This is a genomic window from Vreelandella profundi (assembly GCF_019722725.1).
In the GTDB taxonomy this organism is placed as follows: Bacteria; Pseudomonadota; Gammaproteobacteria; order Pseudomonadales; family Halomonadaceae; genus Vreelandella; species Vreelandella profundi.
Genome location: NZ_CP077941.1, coordinates 17947 through 32619, shown reverse-complemented (window position 1 = coordinate 32619; position 14673 = coordinate 17947). Strand labels below are relative to the sequence as shown.

Below are 14673 nucleotides of genomic sequence, written 5' to 3'. Positions count from 1 at the left end.
TTAATGACGATTTTAAACGACAGTTTTCAACTATCGCTTTTCAACTACAGGGTGGCGCGCTACGGCGCTACCTATCGCCTTGCGGAGTCTGCATGACGCTATCTGTTACCGGGGTATCAGCCCCCGCCAAGCGTTTCTTGGCCACCCTGCTCCCGATTGCTTTATTGTCGGTTCCGCTACCGTTGTTCGCTCAATCCAGCGCTAGCGGGGCGAACCAAAATGCCGGCGACACGCTGCCATTAGAAGAGATTCAGACCTTCGCCGAAGTGTTCGAGCGTATTAAGCGCGCGTACGTTGAAGAAGTAGATGATCGCACGCTGCTGCGCAACGCCATGCGAGGCATGCTTAGCGAACTGGACCCGCACTCGGCCTATCTGGATGAGGAGGAGTACCGAAGTCTGCGTGAGTCGACCCAGGGCGAGTTTGGTGGCATCGGGATTGAAGTCGGCATGGAAGATGGCCAGCTCATAGTGATTACGCCTATTGATGAAACGCCTGCGTCACGCGCAGGGCTGCTGTCACGCGATATTATCGTCGCCATTGACGGCACGCCCACCGCGAATCTGTCGCTACAGGAAGCGGTGACGCTAATGCGCGGCGAGCCGGAAAGCGAGCTGCGCATGAGCATACTTCGTTCAGGCGAAGACACGCCGCGGGAATTCATCCTAAAACGTGAAATTATTCGCAGCGAAAGCGTTAAACATGAGCTGCTTGAGTCTGGCTATGGCTACCTTCGCATTAGCCAGTTCCAGTCGCGCACCGCTGAACAGGCTAGCGACGCACTGGCACTGATGGCCCGTGAGCAACCGCTAGAAGGGCTGGTGCTCGATTTACGTAATAATCCTGGCGGGGTGCTTCAAGCTGCCGTCGGCGTTGCTGATCTGTTTCTCGACCAAGGACTGATCGTGTATACCGAAGGACGTCTCTCGGATACCGCCATGTCGTTTTCCGCCTCATCCAACACCCCCGCTGGCGATATTCCGCTGGTGGTACTGATCAACGGCGGCAGCGCTTCGGCCGCCGAGATCGTGGCGGGTGCGCTGCAAGACCAGCGGCGCGGGATCATTATGGGAACCGACAGCTTTGGTAAAGGGTCGGTGCAGCAGATTATGCCGCTGGGTAATGGTGAAGGGCTAAAGCTCACCACCGCGCTTTATTACACCCCTAATGGGCGCTCTATTCAGGCCCAAGGCATTGAGCCTGACGTCGACGTTGTCCGCGGACGTTTAGAAGTCGCTGAAAGCCGTATCGAAATTCGTGAGGCCGACCTTGACGGACATCTCAGCGCTCAACAGGCACCGCGTGACCGTCAAGAAATGGCCGAGCGCCTGATTGACGATTACCAGCTCAGCGAAGCGCTTAACCTGTTGAAAGCACTTAACGTGGTTGACCGTCGCCGCTAACGGCACGTCAGCGGCAGGCGGCCCCGCTCTCCGGTCGCCTGCCGCATTAATATCCGCTTCAAAGGCACTTGCTGGTTCATACCGCTCATGCCCAGGTTGCGTGCCAGCGTCAACATAGGGTTGTGGCTGCCAAACAGCACTTTAAACCCCTTCATCAACGCCAGCATGGCCGCGTTATCAAAGCGCCGCCGGCGCTCATAGCGTCTTAGCGTGCTTAACGCTCCCCAAGGTGCGCCGCGCTGCCAGGCGTGTACAACCTCTTCAGCCAGTACCGCTGCATCCATGAGCCCCAAATTGACGCCTTGACCTGCCAACGGATGAATACTGTGGGCAGCGTCACCGACCAGCGCAAAATGCTCTTGAACATACTGACGGGCATGGCGCTGCACAAGCGGGAAACGATGCGCCTTATCGCAGACCGTTACGCGGCCTAGCCGGTGGCCTAACGCTTGCGCCAGCGCATCGCCCAGCGCTGAGAGAGAGCTGTCACACAGCTCAGCAGCATGCTCTGGGGTTGTCGACCATACAATTGAGCAGTAGCGATCGTCGTCCGCCACCGTTAAGGGCAGAAACGCTAGCGGACGGCCATCGATAAACGCTTGCCGAGCCTTACCGCCATGCGGCTTAGCACACTGCACGGTGGTCACTACCGCGTCTTGCTGCATAGCATCGCTGACCACTTCAATGCCGGCCATTTCGCGGAGCGACGAATGCGCGCCATCGGCCGCCACGATCAGAGGGGCGTGCAGCTGGCGCCCGTCACCCAGCACCAGCCAATCCCCACCAGAGGCCTGCGTCTCGGCATTCTGATTAGCGCGCTGTAAGGCCTGAATACTGACACCAAAAAATGTCGCAACGTTGGGATGCTCAATCACCTGACTATTAAGCGCGGCTAGCGTGACGGCATTTTCAACAATATGCCCCAACACCAGAACGCCCGCTTCATCGGCAGAAAACGCAATTTCACCGCTACCCTCAGCGTCCCATACCTGCATACCGCGATAAGGCGTTACTCGGGTTTGCTGCATCGCGGGCCAAGCCCCCAAGTGCGTCAACAATCGCTGTGAAACCGGCGTTAATGCGCTGACCCGCGGCGCGGGCAGTGCGTTAGTTGCCTGTTGAAGACTCAGGGGCGTGGGCTGTGCTTCAACAAGCGCTACCCGCATGCCCGCTTGAGCCAGCAGCGCGCAAAGCGCGGTGCCGACCATGCCGCCACCGACGATAACGGCCTCAAACCGCTCAACCGGCGGTGCTTCTGGTGCCATATTCATCTGCCATGCAGTGTTCGTGTGCATAGTTGTGTTCCTTGTGTGCGGCACTAGCGCTCTAATCCCATTGCACGCCTTGCGAGACTACGACGCAGCGGGCCGATGAGGTTCAAGCCAATTAATCCCGCAGCGCGAGCGTGGGGCAGTAGCGGAAACGAAAGCCCAAACAGCCTCACTAAGCCATCACTAAACCGGATCACATTGGCGCGATCTTGAGAACGCTGCTGCTCGAAGGCTAGCAAGGTCGTTATGTCGCCCAGCGATCGCTGATCAAGCGCGCCTTGTTCTAGCGCATCGACTAAATCCATTACTCCGCGCAGCGCCAAATTAAACCCTTGACCGGCTACCGGATGCAGCGCGTGAGCCGCATTACCTAATACGGCAAGCCCCGGGCGAACCGGCTCATCAGCCGTCACTAGTGACAGAGGATAGACGTGACGCGCCCCTACTCGGGTAAAGCGCCCCACCCGATCACCAAAAGCACGCTGCAATTGCAGCAGGAATTCACGCTCAGACAGCGCCAGCCTTGCTTGCTCGCTGCCGCTGGGATGCGTCCAGATTAGCTCCATCGCCTGCCCGGGAAGCGGTAGCAATGCCATAGGCCCCAGCGGTGTAAAACGCTCGTAGGCAAAGCCTTGATGGGGCTGGCTAACGCCCACATGCGCAATCAAGGCGGTTTGCTCATACGATTCGCGACGACTGCCGATGCCCAGCTGCTCTTTAAGCCCCGAGCGGCCGCCGTCAGCGAGCACCGTTAGCCCTGCCGTTAATTGACTGCCATCGGAAAGCTGCAAATGATGTCCGCCCGCCACGGGCGTAAGCTGCTCAACCGTGGCGGGGCAGTGCCACTCTAACGGCAGCTGAGTAAGATGCTGATGAAGCACGCGCCCCATCCACGCATTGGGTATCACATGGCCAAGCGCGTCGATGCCCAGCTCGTCAGCACTCAGCCGTGTCGCCCCCAAGCGTCCACGCTCACTGATATGAATACGCCGGATAGGCGTCGCTTCACTGCGCATCGCCTCCCAAACACCCAGCTGCTGAAAGCGCTGCGCAGACCCTTCCGCAATAGCACTGGCGCGAGCATCAAAGCTGGGCTGCCACTGCGTTTCCAGTGGCCTAGCCGGTAGCGGAGCAGATTCGATAATCGCCACCCGCCAGCCGTAGCGCTCTATCAACGGTGCCAGGGCGCAGCCTAAGCTTGCACCGACCAACCCTCCCCCGATGATCACAATGTCATGGGTTAATGATTGCTCAGCCGCTGAATCAGACTGCTGCATTGGCTTCCCCCTCTCAATTACCGCCGCCCAAAGGCAACTAATAATTCGTAACGTAATTTACATAAAGGCTGTTTTAGAAATTTAAAGCTGGTTACTTTTTAACCATTAATGCTTCAATTTCATCTATATGCTTAGGCACGTCGGCCGTCAGCACTTCGTGGCCATCGCTTTTCACCACCACGTTATCTTCAATGCGAATGCCGATACCGCGGAAGGCAGCAGGGATATCGTTATCGCTGGGTATGTAAAGTCCAGGCTCAACGGTCAGCACCATGCCAGCCATCAATGGCTGGGGCGTCTGCTCATCCAGCCGATAGGCCCCGACATCGTGTACGTCTAGACCCAGCCAGTGTGACGTTGAATGCAGGTAAAAGCGGCGATAGCTCTCGTCATCAATGCGCGCCTGAACCTCTCCATCTAGCAGGCCCAACGCGATCAGCCCAGCCGTTAAATCGTGCACCACGCCCTGGTGGATATCCGCAAGCGATACTCCAGGCTGTATGGCGTCCACGGCTTTTTCTTGAGCGGTTAATACTACTTGATAGAGCGCTCGCTGAGCGTCACTAAATTGCCCGGTGACAGGAAACGTGCGGGTAATGTCCCCAGCGTAAAGATCAAACTCGGCGCCGGCATCAATCAGCACTAATGACTCATCGGCGAGCGGTGCACTGTTCTCAATATAGTGCAGTACACAGGCGTTGGCACCGCTGCCGACAATCGTGCTGTAAGCGGGGCCGCTCGCGCCTTGCCAGACAAATTCATGCTCTAACTCGGCCTGCAGCTGATATTCACTCAGCCCTGGCTGCGACACCTGCATGGCACGCCGGTGGGCGCGGGCTGATATCCGCGCCGCATGACGCAGCAGGGCAATTTCAGCCTCGCTTTTGATCAGCCGCATGGCATGAATCAACGGGCTAACGTCCAGCCAACCTTTCAGCGGCGGCTTGCCACGCCTCAGCCCTGCCTGAGCTGCCGTCAATGCGTCTTCTGCAATGGCCACGGCCTCGGTGCTGTCTAGCGGCAAATAAAGCAGCTCACGCCCGGCTAACAGTTCGGGCAGTCGCTCATCACGATCAGCGTTTTCGAACGCCTGATCAATCCCGTGCTCTGAGACCACGCCGGCCGCGCCCAAGCGGCGTCCTGTCCACGCCTCCAGAGTAGGGTCCCGATCCTGACAGAACACCACGCTCTCGTTGCCCGCTTTTCCAGGGAGCAGCAGCAATAACGCATCGGGCTCACGAATGCCCGTAAGATAGTAGAAATCGCTGTTCTGACGAAAGGCGAACTCACTGTCGCGTGACCGGGTTACTAGCCCGGCACCTACAAGAATAACGGCGGCGTTCTTCGGCAGTTGGGCCATTAACGCTGCACGGCGGCGGCGATATTCAGCCACGCCTATCGCAGATGGCCGAGGTAACAACTCAGGCAGCATAAAGCCTCCAAGCAGCATAATTAATGAACGGGTGCGTCCGTTTGTTCTACTTGCGGCATACCGGGGTGCTGTTCGGTATAAAGCAGCATCGCCGCCATGCGCGCATGCTCGGTAAGCGCAAACAAATCGTTTTCGTTTTCGGGGCTGTCGTCGATATCAGTCTCCATTCGCCCGACCCCCTCGAGGTCTTCAATTGCCTCGCACAGCGCCTGCGACCAGCGCTCGCGCAGCTCGTTATCGGCCACTTCATCGACCACTTCGATAAAGCCTTGCGTCCATTCTTTAAGCCCCTGCGCCTGCTCTCCTAAAGAGAACAATTCATCAGGTAGCAGCGGCGTGTAATCCAGATCGCTGGCGCTTAACGCCTCCAACGTTTGGCGCCGCCAGCCTAGTAGGCGCTCGGCGCTGGCAGGATCACGGGGCTGTTCAATGCCCAGGCTCTGGCAAACTTCTTCCAGCCACGTCGCTGCGCTAATATCGCGCAGTGCTAGCAGAGCGCAGAGGCGACCATCTAAAAATGCCGGTGACTGCATGCTGCCATGCAGTAAGAAAACATCAGCTACGTCAGAGAAATCCTGGCGCTCATCAATCAATGACATCGTTTCACGTGCTCCACTGGATAGGTTGGGATCGTATTGGCGATAGTGCTTACGCGTTGACCGCGTACAAGCGCCTCTCTTATAGTGAGCGACGTCTATCTTCCTATGCTGTGATGTTAACGCATTGGGCCCCTTGCTGGCCCGTGCTGGAGTCTTTGATGAGTAACGCCAAGCGGCCAACCAAAGAAATAACCCTGTTAGGGCGCGGCTATGTCATTGCCTGCGACACGGGGCAAGAAGCCAAACTGGACCGTGCCGCGCGCTATCTAGATCGCGCTATGCAGGGCATTAATGCGCAAAGCAGCGCCTTGGGAAGTGAGCGTGTTGCTATCATGACAGCGCTCAATATTACCCACGAGTTGCTCGAAGCAATCGATGAGCACCGTGCCGGCGAAGCTAACCTTAATCGCCTCAACGATCGACTTGACCATGTACTCGCCAAAACCCGTCAGCGCTAGTTAGCGTTTTAACCAACACTTTGGCATTAGCCACGGCTCTGTTAGGATGGCGGTGTTCTCTGGGGTGTACGCCAGTCGTTATAGTCCCTCGAGCCTATGCGCAGTACCCAGGGGGCCAAATGCTAGCCAGACCCGTGTGCATGTCCGTGCGTCGGAAAGCCTGACGGTCTGGCTGCGGCCACCCACCTTGAACCAGTAGGTTCAGGGCCAGAACGGCAGCGGCACCTTGGAGAACACCTCTGTATGAGCGTAAAGATATAGGGGAATAGCGGTTTATGAACACTCTCCATCACGCTACCGCACTACCCGACGTTGATAAACGCGCGCTACGCCGCTTTTTACGTCATCAGCGCAACGCCCTTTCCCAGCAAGAGCAGCATGTTGCGGCACAACGCCTGTGTCATCAGCTTAAAGCCCTCCCTGAAATTCGCCGCGCGCGACGCATAAGCCTATACCTGCCTGTTAATGGCGAAATCGATCCAACCCCGCTCCTTGCCTGGTTACGCAAGCGGCAGGTGGATGTGTACTTGCCCGTTTTACGGCCATTTAGTGACAATCATCTTTGGTTTGTTGCCTACCGCCCGGATACCCCTATGGTCAAAAACCGCTTTGGCATTTGGGAGCCCGCTGAGCGATTTAGCACCAAGCGCTATCATCGCCTACCCGCTTGGGCCTTAGACACGCTCATCGTGCCGCTGGTGGGGTTTGACGCCCAGGCCAACCGCATGGGCATGGGGGGAGGTTTTTATGACCGCAGCTTAGCGTTCATACACCGCCCCGGCCCTTCGCCGGCCCTGATCGGCGTCGCCCACGCTTGCCAGCAAGTCGCTTCGCTGCCGACTGAACCCTGGGACGTACCTTTAAAGGCCGTGGTGAGCGATCAAGGCTGCGTACGCCGTTGATAAGCGGCCATAAAAAAAGCTGATCCTGTAAAGAATCAGCTCATATATTGCCTATCAACTGCACCTTGTCGGTTAATGGCGCTGCTACAAAACGCTGTGGATTAACTTCCCGACAACGCCTGCGCATAACCCGTGGCGAGCACTCCTAATGCAAACACCACCATCAACGCCATCACCATATCAGGCTTCTTCCGCCGCATGCCGCTTCTCCAACACCGTTGACTCTTGCCGAATGTCTTAAACCTGCCCTCTATTTTCGATCAGAACGTCGTGGCAGATTCGATTAATTTCGGGCACGACTATAGGGCCATAAGGGCACCGTTGACAACAGCATAACCAACATTATTTCACGCTTAATTCAACGTTTTCGTTAACAAATGTTGCCTAGCGTCTCTGGCGCTCAAGGTAAGCAACCACTTACCTTGCTACAAACGATATTAGGCCATGAATAAGCGATAAGCGGGGTTGTCACTCTCCCGCCAATAACGATAGCCAATAGCGTCTAAATGCTCGGTCACATGAGACCTGTCGCCGTTAGGCACTTGCATTCCTACCAGCACACGACCATAGGCAGCGCCATGGTTGCGATAGTGGAATAGTGAGATATTCCAGTCATGGGGCAGCTGGGTGAGGAAATTCATTAGCGCGCCCGGGCGCTCAGGAAACTCAAAGCGATAGACCTCCTCTTCAAAACGCTCGCTGGGGCGTCCGCCGCTAAGGTGACGAATATGCAGCTTCGCTAACTCGTTATCGGTAAGATCTTCTACTTGATAACCGCCTTCACGAAGCTTGTCGATCACCGCCTGGCGGTCTTCTCCACCCGGCTTGACCTGAATACCCACATAAACATGCGCTTCGCTGCTGTCGGCATAGCGGTAGCTAAACTCGGTCACCATACGTTTGCCTAACGTGCGGCAGAACTTTTTAAAACTGCCGGGTTTTTCGGCTATGGTGACCGCCAGGATCGCTTCGCGCTGTTCGCCTAGCTCCGTGCGTTCGGCAATGTGCTGCAGGCGGTCAAAATTGGTATTTGCGCCGGAATTAATGCACAGCAGCGTTTGGCCTTCAGCACCGGTTTGCTGAATATACTTTTTCAGCCCTGCCAGCGACAGTGCGCCAGAGGTTTCCGCCACGGCCCGCGTGTCCTCAAAAATATCTTTCACCGCCGCGCACATTTCATCGGTATTCACGGTAATAACATCATCAACCAGGTCTTTCACTAGCGAAAAGGGCACCTCGCCAATTTGCGCTACCGCGACGCCTTCAGCAAAGACACCTACTTGATCGAGCACGACCCGCTCGCCGGCTTCAAGAGCCGCTTTCAAGCAGGCGCTGTCTTCGGCTTCCACGCCTATCACTTTGATATCGGGACGCAAATATTTCACATAGGCCGTGACGCCGGCAATTAGCCCGCCGCCGCCAACCGGTACAAAGATGGCATCTAGCCGCCCCGCGTGTTGGCGCAGAATTTCCATCCCCACCGTGCCCTGTCCGGCGATCACATCGATATCGTCAAAGGGGGGAATATAGGTATAGCCATGCTCGCTGATCAGCTCCTGAGCATGCTCTGCCGCTGCCGCGAAGGCATCGCCTTTCAGTATGACTTTGGCGCCCCGAGCGCGCACCGCCTGCACTTTAATCTCGGGCGTAATGCGCGGCATCACAATCACGGCTTTAACCCCCATGAGCTTTGCGGCCATGGCAAGCCCCTGCGCGTGATTACCGGCAGAAGCCGCAATCACACCTTTGTCTTTTTGCGCCTGGGTTAGCTGCGCCATTTTGTTGTACGCACCGCGAATCTTGAACGAAAAAACCGGCTGTAGATCTTCACGCTTAATCAGAATCTGGTTGTTGAAGCGACGCGACAAAAAGGGAGCAGGGGAAATCGGGGTCTCACAAGCGGCTTCATAGACGCGGGCTTGGAGGATCTTTTTGACGGTTGCTTCTAGCATGCGGGTATCCCAAGGGAAGAACGTGAACGGACAAAGCTTTTATTGGTAGCAGATTACGGCTAGCGGCGTCTAGCCGTGTTTCCATCGGCAAGCACCGTTTAGGCCGTTATACTAACGTGACTATCTCATTTCTAATGCACAGGCTTGCTAATGAATCAGGATGAATTGAAGGCCGCGGTGGCGGACGCTGCGATTGAAGAAATTAAATCGCAGCTCGAAAAAGATACCATCTTAGGCATCGGTACGGGCTCTACGGCCAATCTATTTATTGATCGCCTCGGCCCGCTACGTCATCTATTTCAAGGTGCCGTGGCTAGTTCAGACGCAAGTGCTCAACGTCTCGAAAAGCTTGGCATTGAGGTATTTGAGCTAAACAGCGTTGGCACGGTGCCTTTTTACATAGACGGCGCAGACGAAGTGAATGCTAACTTACATATGATTAAAGGCGGCGGCGCTGCGCTTACCCGTGAAAAGATTGTCGCCGCCTGCGCCGAGCGCTTTATCTGCATCGCAGATGGCTCCAAGTACGTACCGAAGCTTGGCAACTTCCCCTTACCGGTTGAGGTCATTCCCATGGCACGTTCCTATGTCGCCCGTGAGCTGGTGGCGCTGGGTGCAGAGCCGGTTTACCGCCAGGGAGTGCTGACAGACAACGGCAATCCAATTATCGACTGCTACGATTTCATGATTAGTGACCCTGTCGCAATGGAGGCCAAAATCAACGCCATCGTCGGCGTCGTCACCAACGGCCTGTTTGCCGCTCGCAGCGCCGATGTGCTGCTGTTGGGTAAACCCGGCGGCGTAGAGCGCATAGTTCTTTAAATGAGCCCGTTAAATTAGCCCGTTAAGTCAGTGCGTTAACGAGGCAACAGCGCTTTCAGCCCCTCAAGCGTTCGGGCCAGTGCACCAGTATGGCGATGAATCACTTCACGACCGGCTTGCCCCGCTTGGAGGGCAAGCTGCGGATTAGCGAAATAATCCGTTAAGGCGCTCGCCAAAGCCGCAGGATTTTCAACCAGCGTTAGCGCCCCTGCCGCCTGTAGCGGCTCAGCCACATCGGCAAAATTTTCGATATAAGGGCCGCTGAGCACGGGCCTTCCTAGCGCTGCCGGTTCTAGCACATTGTGCCCTCCAAGCGGCACCATGCTGCCCCCCACAAAGGCCACACGCCCCGCCGCATACAGCGTTGCTAGTTCGCCCAGCGTATCACCTAGATAAACCTGTGTTTGCGCCGTCACGGGCTGCTGCTGGCTGCGGCGGCTGAGCGCCCAACCTTCAGCGAGACAAACGTTGGCTACATCATCAAAACGCTGGGGATGGCGGGGCACCACGACCAGCAGCGCCTCTGGATAGCATCGCAGCAGTTGGCGATGGGCCTCAAGCAAGAGCGCCTCTTCGCCTTCGCGGGTGGAACCCGCTACCCAAACCGGGCGCTCTCCCCACTTTTGAAGTAAGCGCTCACCTTCATTCAGAGCCTCTTTCTGACTGGCCATTTCGAACTTCAACGAGCCAACGAGGCTGATGGCTTCTGCACGGCAACCGAGCGCTTTAAAACGCTCGGCGTCTGCCGGTGATTTTGCGGCTAGCCAGCGAATATCGGCAAGCGTGCTGGCCATTAACGGGCGTAAGCGCTGATAGCGTTTAAAAGCCCGTGGCGATAAACGCCCATTAACGACAGCCACCGGCACGTCTTGCTGGCAACAGGCGTGTATCACGTTGGGCCACAGCTCGGTTTCAAATAAAATAGCCAGCTCAGGCTGAACACGCCGCACAAAGCGTTTAGCCGCGCCGGGAAAATCCAGCGGCAGGAAGCAATGCATCAGCCGGGCTTGATTGTGGGTGAGCTGCCCATTGATCAGTGCCTTGACCTGCCCAGCGCCGCTAGCCGTCATGGTCGTCAGCACAACGCTATGCCCTGGATAAGCCTTTAAGAGCCCTTCAATCAGCGGCCGGGCAGCACGCACTTCGCCCACCGAGGCGCAGTGCAGCCAGATGCGTGGCGCTGGCGGAAGTGAGCCAAGTCTTATGCCAAGCCGCTGCCAGCGCGAGTGAGTGCTCACTTGCTCTCGCCAGATACGCCAGCCGATCAACGGCGAAAGTATATAAAGCGTCGCTGAGTACGCAAGCCGTGGCCAGGCCAGTGAGGCCATTAGCGCTCGCGATCTAGAATGGAGCTAATCATCGCCGAGGTCGAGACACCGTCTTCGAACCCAAGCACCTGCACCTCGCCCCCATTGGCAATAACGGCGGCCCCGCCGGCGATATCTTCGGGCCGATAGTCACCGCCTTTAACCAAAATATCCGGCAGTATCGATTCGATCAGCGCCTGGGGCGTGTCATCACTAAACGGCACAACCCAATCCACTGCGCCGAGCCCCGCTAACACCTGCATACGTCGGATTAGCGGATTGATTGGACGCTTAGGCCCCTTGAGGCGGCCAATGGAAGCATCGTCATTCACAGCCACGATTAAACGGTCACCGAGCCGCTTTGCCTGCTCCAGGTAGGCAACGTGGCCGGCGTGCAAAATATCAAAGCACCCGTTGGTCACCACCACCCGCTCACCGCGCAGCTGAGCGGCACGCACCGCATCCGCCAGTACCGCGGGCTCAATCACCCCAAACTCGGCCAGCTTGTCGCCGTGCAAGGCGGTATACAGCTCGGCGATTGATAGGATGGCCGTGCCAGGCTTGGCCACCACTAACCCCGCACCTAAATTAGCCAGCATCATGGCCTCGGGCAGTGCGTGCCCCGCGGCTAATGCCAACCCCATCAGGCCGATAACGGTATCGCCCGCGCCGGTCACATCAAATACTTCCTGGGCACGCGTCGGTAAATGCAGCGGTGGCTGGCCTTCGCGGATCAGCGTCATGCCTTTTTCGCTACGGGTAATGAGCAGCGCTTCCAACGCTAACTCAGCGCGCAGCGCTTCACCGCGGCTTGATAGCTCGGCATCGGTGGCGCAAGGCCCAACAACCGCTTCAAATTCAGCCAAGTTGGGGGTCATTAAACTCGCCCCGCGGTACTTGCTGAAATCTTGTCCCTTGGGATCAATCAACACGCGCTTACCGCTGGCACGCGCCTTAGCGATGAGGCTTTCAACTTGGTTCAGCGTGCCTTTGCCATAGTCAGAAAGGATCACAATATCGCAGTAAGGTAGCGCCGCTTCCACGTGGGCTAACAGCTCGTTGGTATCGACACTATCCAAGCGCTGCTCAAAATCCAGGCGCAGCAGCTGCTGGTTACGACTCATCACACGAAGCTTTGTAATCGTTGGCACATCGGCACTGTGCTGAAAGTAAGTGCTCACACCGGAAGCCAAAAGACTAGCTTCCAGCAGCCGAGCGTTATCGTCTTCCCCGACCACTCCTGCCAATACGGCGTGGCCTCCTAACGACGTAATGTTCAACGCCACATTAGCGGCTCCGCCCGGGCGGTCCTCAACATCTTCGACGCGCACCACCGGCACCGGCGCCTCCGGCGAAATACGCGAAGTACCACCGTGCCAGTAGCGGTCTAACATCACATCTCCCACGACCAGCACACGGGCATGCTCTAGGGCAGTTAAATCAATTTTCATGGATGCTCCTTAACGCTAGCCGTTACAGCGGTATGCGCCAAAAGTGCATCTAATTTGGCGATAACATCATCTGCTTTAATCAGCATCATGGCGCTGGGATGACGAACTCGCTGGCCCCAATTAACGTCCTCCACCGATTTGTGGAGATAGGTACGCACAGCCTCTGGATAAGCGTTGACCGCGAAGTCACGCCAGCAATAGGGCGCCGCGCGCATAGGATTGGTCGATGCGTATAGCCCCAGCGCCGGTGTGCCCACGGCGTTGGCCATATGAATAGGCCCGGTATCTGGCGCGATCACTGCGCGGGCTTGGTCAATCAGCGCCAAAACCCCTTTCAAGGACGTGCCGCCAATAGCATTAATGACGCTGCCAGGCTGACAAAGCGTTTCAATGTGATCGCCTATTGCACGCTCTTGAGCACTACCCCCGCCGGTCAACACGCTTTTAAGACCGTGATGTACCCAAGCATGTTCAATAACACTGGCGTAACCCTCTACCGACCAATTGCGGAAATTACGCAGGCGGACGTTGCTGCAAGGATTAATCACTAGATAAGGCGTCTCGCCGCTAATCACGCGCGCCTCGTTTAGCGCCGTCGACGAGATGGGTAGGTTCCATTCCAATCGATCGTCTTCTACCCCCAGCACGCGTGCAAAGTCCATAAACGACTCCAGCACGTGAGCATTGGCATGGGGCGCTAGCTGATACTGGGTAAACCAGTGCTGAGCATCTTTGGCACGCGCTTTGTCGTAACCCACCCGCACATTGGCCTTTAGTCCCAGTGACAGAACGCTGGCGCGAATGGCCTGCTGCATATGCAGAAGCACATCAAAGCGAGTATCGGCAAGCTGACGCCACAGCGCGCGCATGCCGGCAAGGCCGGTTGATTTGTCGTAAACGACGAACTCGACCCCGGAAAGGCCTGCCAGTAGACTGTGCTCCCCCTTACCTATAATCCAGGTAATACGTGCGTCAGGCCACTGGCGCTGTAACGCCCGCACCGTGGGCACCAGATTGCATACGTCTCCTAAAGCAGAGAGGCGCAAAATGGCAATGTGTTTGGGCTGAACAGGCAGAGAGGGCTTCATGCGCTTAGCGGCACTCCGGCAGAAAAATAGTCTGATTTTACATGATGCAGACAGTTTATGTGACGCACCGGGAACACACCAAATTCATCCGGCCTTATTCACCAGCGATTATTGGCGCAGGCAGGGGCTCATTGTGGGCGAAGCCCCGGGGCGAGGTAGCAGCTTTTTTCTGCAGGCAACGCCTACTGAACAGTGGGTATTAAGGCCTTATCGACGCGGCGGCATGGCGGCCAAACTAAGTGAAAAACGCTATCTTTGGACAGGGGCTGAGCGTACACGGGCGTTTCGTGAACTGCGTTTAACCGCCGCCCTTTTTGCGCAAGGACTCCCCGTACCGCGCCCTGTCGCCAGCTGCGTTACCCGCCATGGTTTAACCTATGAGGCTGCGTTGATAACGGTACGCATTAAAGGCGCACGGGCGCTAGCCGAGCTGCTTAATCATCGACAGGCGGATGATGCTTTATTGCAGCAAGTAGGTTCGATGGTTCAACGCTTCCATCAGGCAGGACTTGACCACGTGGACTTAAATGCCCGCAACATTCTGATCGATAGCAGCGGCACGCCGTGGTTGATCGACTTAGACCGCTGCCGACTACGTTCGCCGGGCAAGTGGCAGAACGACAACTTAACGCGCCTGAAGCGGTCGCTCATTAAATTTAACGCGGAAAATAGCTATTCATCGATACTAGAGGGCTATCAGTAATCACATAG

Annotated in this window: 13 protein-coding genes and 1 other RNA gene; 6 read left to right on the top strand and 8 right to left on the bottom strand. The window is 56.6% G+C overall.

The annotated features are described in order from the left end of the window. Positions 1-92: 92 nt before the first annotated feature. Complete coding sequence (locus tag KUO20_RS00140) at positions 93-1403, top strand: S41 family peptidase (RefSeq protein ID WP_235040946.1); 1311 nt, start codon at positions 93-95, stop codon at positions 1401-1403. Here the strand turns inward: KUO20_RS00140 and KUO20_RS00135 are convergent. The 4 genes from KUO20_RS00135 to KUO20_RS00120 form a co-directional block, all read right to left on the bottom strand. Beyond that, the gene (locus KUO20_RS00135) at positions 1400-2698 is read right to left on the bottom strand and encodes a UbiH/UbiF/VisC/COQ6 family ubiquinone biosynthesis hydroxylase (protein ID WP_235040945.1); all 1299 of its coding nucleotides are present in this window, start codon (positions 2696-2698) and stop codon (positions 1400-1402) included. The two genes, KUO20_RS00140 and KUO20_RS00135, sit on opposite strands and share 4 nt — an antisense overlap. A gap of 23 nt (positions 2699-2721) precedes the next feature. After that, complete coding sequence (ubiH, locus tag KUO20_RS00130; protein WP_235040944.1) at positions 2722-3951, bottom strand: 2-octaprenyl-6-methoxyphenyl hydroxylase; 1230 nt, start codon at positions 3949-3951, stop codon at positions 2722-2724. A gap of 91 nt (positions 3952-4042) precedes the next feature. After that, on the bottom strand, positions 4043-5383 hold the full coding sequence (gene pepP, locus KUO20_RS00125; RefSeq protein WP_235040943.1) for a Xaa-Pro aminopeptidase: 1341 nt from the start codon (positions 5381-5383) through the stop codon (positions 4043-4045). A 20-nt stretch (positions 5384-5403) separates the two neighbouring features. Next, complete coding sequence (locus tag KUO20_RS00120; RefSeq protein ID WP_235040942.1) at positions 5404-5982, bottom strand: UPF0149 family protein; 579 nt, start codon at positions 5980-5982, stop codon at positions 5404-5406. A gap of 158 nt (positions 5983-6140) precedes the next feature. Here KUO20_RS00120 and KUO20_RS00115 point away from each other — a divergent pair, with 158 nt between their 5' ends. The 3 genes from KUO20_RS00115 (at position 6141) to KUO20_RS00105 (ending at position 7342) form a co-directional block, all read left to right on the top strand. After that, complete coding sequence (locus KUO20_RS00115; RefSeq protein ID WP_235040941.1) at positions 6141-6440, top strand: cell division protein ZapA; 300 nt, start codon at positions 6141-6143, stop codon at positions 6438-6440. A 53-nt stretch (positions 6441-6493) separates the two neighbouring features. Next, positions 6494-6677, top strand: a non-coding RNA gene (ssrS, locus tag KUO20_RS00110) — 6S RNA. 38 nt (positions 6678-6715) lie between these two features. After that, positions 6716-7342, top strand: a complete 627-nt coding sequence (locus KUO20_RS00105) for a 5-formyltetrahydrofolate cyclo-ligase (protein ID WP_235040940.1) — start codon at positions 6716-6718, stop codon at positions 7340-7342. 437 nt (positions 7343-7779) lie between these two features. Here the strand turns inward: KUO20_RS00105 and ilvA are convergent, their stop codons facing one another. Continuing rightward, positions 7780-9294: a threonine ammonia-lyase, biosynthetic gene (gene ilvA, locus KUO20_RS00100; RefSeq protein WP_235040939.1), complete on the bottom strand. Its 1515-nt coding sequence runs from the start codon at positions 9292-9294 to the stop codon at positions 7780-7782. 150 nt (positions 9295-9444) lie between these two features. Here ilvA and rpiA point away from each other — a divergent pair, with 150 nt between their 5' ends. Beyond that, on the top strand, positions 9445-10116 hold the full coding sequence (gene rpiA, locus KUO20_RS00095; RefSeq protein WP_235040938.1) for a ribose-5-phosphate isomerase RpiA: 672 nt from the start codon (positions 9445-9447) through the stop codon (positions 10114-10116). Positions 10117-10151: 35 nt separating this feature from the next. Here rpiA and waaA read toward each other — a convergent pair whose 3' ends face one another. The 3 genes from waaA to KUO20_RS00080 are packed head-to-tail and all read right to left on the bottom strand — an operon-like array spanning position 10152 to position 13962. After that, positions 10152-11444, bottom strand: coding sequence for a lipid IV(A) 3-deoxy-D-manno-octulosonic acid transferase (gene waaA / locus KUO20_RS00090; protein WP_235040937.1), 1293 nt, complete (start codon positions 11442-11444; stop codon positions 10152-10154). Beyond that, positions 11444-12874, bottom strand: coding sequence for a bifunctional D-glycero-beta-D-manno-heptose-7-phosphate kinase/D-glycero-beta-D-manno-heptose 1-phosphate adenylyltransferase HldE (gene hldE / locus KUO20_RS00085; RefSeq protein ID WP_235040936.1), 1431 nt, complete (start codon positions 12872-12874; stop codon positions 11444-11446). The genes waaA and hldE overlap by 1 nt, the downstream gene beginning before the upstream one ends. Then, positions 12871-13962, bottom strand: a complete 1092-nt coding sequence (locus tag KUO20_RS00080; protein ID WP_235040935.1) for a glycosyltransferase family 9 protein — start codon at positions 13960-13962, stop codon at positions 12871-12873. Before KUO20_RS00080 ends, hldE begins: the two co-directional genes overlap by 4 nt. Here KUO20_RS00080 and KUO20_RS00075 point away from each other — a divergent pair. Further along, entirely contained in the window at positions 13961-14665 is a 705-nt protein-coding gene (locus KUO20_RS00075; RefSeq protein ID WP_235040934.1) for a 3-deoxy-D-manno-octulosonic acid kinase, read from the top strand. The genes KUO20_RS00080 and KUO20_RS00075 overlap by 2 nt on opposite strands. Positions 14666-14673 lie beyond the last annotated feature (8 nt).

What these genes read in the sequence shown, in the direction of transcription:
- KUO20_RS00140 (WP_235040946.1), top strand. Translation starts at nt 93, where the DNA reads ATGACGCTATCTGTTACCGGGGTATCAGCCCCCGCCAAGCGTTTCTTG.
- KUO20_RS00135 (WP_235040945.1), bottom strand. Translation starts at nt 2,698, where the DNA reads ATGCACACGAACACTGCATGGCAGATGAATATGGCACCAGAAGCACCG.
- ubiH (WP_235040944.1), bottom strand. Translation starts at nt 3,951, where the DNA reads ATGCAGCAGTCTGATTCAGCGGCTGAGCAATCATTAACCCATGACATT.
- pepP (WP_235040943.1), bottom strand. Translation starts at nt 5,383, where the DNA reads ATGCTGCCTGAGTTGTTACCTCGGCCATCTGCGATAGGCGTGGCTGAA.
- KUO20_RS00120 (WP_235040942.1), bottom strand. Translation starts at nt 5,982, where the DNA reads ATGTCATTGATTGATGAGCGCCAGGATTTCTCTGACGTAGCTGATGTT.
- KUO20_RS00115 (WP_235040941.1), top strand. Translation starts at nt 6,141, where the DNA reads ATGAGTAACGCCAAGCGGCCAACCAAAGAAATAACCCTGTTAGGGCGC.
- KUO20_RS00105 (WP_235040940.1), top strand. Translation starts at nt 6,716, where the DNA reads ATGAACACTCTCCATCACGCTACCGCACTACCCGACGTTGATAAACGC.
- ilvA (WP_235040939.1), bottom strand. Translation starts at nt 9,294, where the DNA reads ATGCTAGAAGCAACCGTCAAAAAGATCCTCCAAGCCCGCGTCTATGAA.
- rpiA (WP_235040938.1), top strand. Translation starts at nt 9,445, where the DNA reads ATGAATCAGGATGAATTGAAGGCCGCGGTGGCGGACGCTGCGATTGAA.
- waaA (WP_235040937.1), bottom strand. Translation starts at nt 11,444, where the DNA reads ATGGCCTCACTGGCCTGGCCACGGCTTGCGTACTCAGCGACGCTTTAT.
- hldE (WP_235040936.1), bottom strand. Translation starts at nt 12,874, where the DNA reads ATGAAAATTGATTTAACTGCCCTAGAGCATGCCCGTGTGCTGGTCGTG.
- KUO20_RS00075 (WP_235040934.1), top strand. Translation starts at nt 13,961, where the DNA reads ATGCGCTTAGCGGCACTCCGGCAGAAAAATAGTCTGATTTTACATGAT.
- KUO20_RS00080 (WP_235040935.1), bottom strand. Translation starts at nt 13,962, where the DNA reads ATGAAGCCCTCTCTGCCTGTTCAGCCCAAACACATTGCCATTTTGCGC.